The sequence below is a fragment of the Streptomyces prasinopilosus genome (genome assembly GCF_001419695.1).
Classification (GTDB): domain Bacteria; phylum Actinomycetota; class Actinomycetes; order Streptomycetales; family Streptomycetaceae; genus Streptomyces; species Streptomyces prasinopilosus.
In genome coordinates, this window is the sequence record NZ_LIRG01000839.1 from 1 (window position 1) to 1,346 (window position 1,346).

General features: G+C 73.8%; 1 protein-coding gene and 1 pseudogene. One reads left to right on the plus strand and one right to left on the minus strand.

What is annotated here, in order from left to right:
- Positions 1 to 44: 44 nt before the first annotated feature.
- A complete protein-coding gene (locus AOK18_RS27305; RefSeq protein ID WP_055696064.1) occupies positions 45 to 539 on the plus strand; it encodes a transglycosylase SLT domain-containing protein in 495 nt (164 codons plus the stop codon).
- A 66-nt stretch (positions 540 to 605) separates the two neighbouring features.
- Here AOK18_RS27305 and AOK18_RS27310 read toward each other — a convergent pair.
- Positions 606 to 1,346 (minus strand): annotated as a pseudogene (locus AOK18_RS27310) (HAD hydrolase family protein); the annotation flags it as partial.

Genomic DNA, 1,346 nt, shown 5'->3' on the forward strand with positions numbered 1-1,346 from the left:
GAACCCGACAGCTCACCTCGCAGGCGTAGGAGAGGAACACAGACATGACCGCATCCGGTCCGCTCCGCCGCTTCGGCCACTCCCGCCTCCTGCGCTCCGTCGCCGTCGCCGGCGTCGCGGCGATCGCCCTCCCGCTGGCCGGCGCCACCACCGCCTCCGCCGCGCCCGCCGCCCCCACCGCCGTCACGACGTCCGCCGCCGGTGCCGCGACCGTGTACCCGGACAACCTCGACGGCTGGATCCGCGAGGCGCTGTCCGTCATGGCGCAGCACGGCATCCCCGGCAGCTACGACTCCATCCACCGCAACATCCTGCGCGAGTCGTCCGGCAACCCGCGGGCCGTCAACCTGTGGGACTCCAACGCCCTGGCCGGAACCCCGTCGAAGGGCCTGCTGCAGGTCATCGACCCGACCTTCCGGGCGTACCACGTGCCCGGCACGGTCTTCGACCCGTTCGACCCGGTCGCGAACATCGCGGCGGCCTGCAACTACGCGGCGGACCGCTACGGCTCCATCGACAACGTCTTCGGCGCCTACTGAGACGGCCGGACCCCTCGGGCCACCGGCCGCACCGGCCCCGTCCGCCGCACCGGCGCCGGCCGGGGCCTACCGGGACACCCTTCCGGACCCGGGGCGGGGCAGCGCGTGCGGAGGCACGGACGGCTCCGCCCCGCCGAACAACCGCTCGAGGACGACGGCCACCCCGTCGTCCTCGTTCGACGTGGTGACCTCGTCGGCCACCGCCTTGAGTTCGGGGTGCGCGTTGGCCATGGCGACCCCGTGGGCCGCCCAGTGGAACATCGGGACGTCGTTGGGCATGTCGCCGAAGGCGACGGTCCGCCCGCGCTCCAGCCCCAGGTGCTCGGCGGCCAGCGCGAGACCGGTCGCCTTGGTCACCCCGCACGGCTGGAGTTCCACGGTGCCCGGTCCCGACATGGTGACCGTGGCCAGCGAGCCGACCACCGAACGGGCCGTCGCCGTCAGTTCGTCGTCGGTCAGGTGGGGGTGGCGCAGCAGCACCTTGCTGATCGGACGGACCCACAGGTCGTCCCGCCGTTCGACCCGCACGGCGGGCAGCGTCGGGTGCGGCATCAGATAGCCCGGTTCGATCAGGGTGAGTCCGTCCACCCCGTCCTGGTCGACCGCGGCGTACAGCTCCCCCACCTCGGCCTCGATCTTGCCGAGCGCGGTCTCCGCCAGTTCCCGGTCCAGGGTGACCGACCACAGCAGCCGGTCCGTGCCGGCCTCGTACACCTGCGCGCCCTGCCCGCACACCGCGAGCCCGGTGACCCCCAGGTCCTCCAGGAGCGGCCGCCCTGGGCGCCGGGCGGCCGCTCCTGGAGGACC

What these genes read in the sequence shown, in the direction of transcription:
- AOK18_RS27305 (WP_055696064.1), top strand. Translation starts at nt 45, where the DNA reads ATGACCGCATCCGGTCCGCTCCGCCGCTTCGGCCACTCCCGCCTCCTG.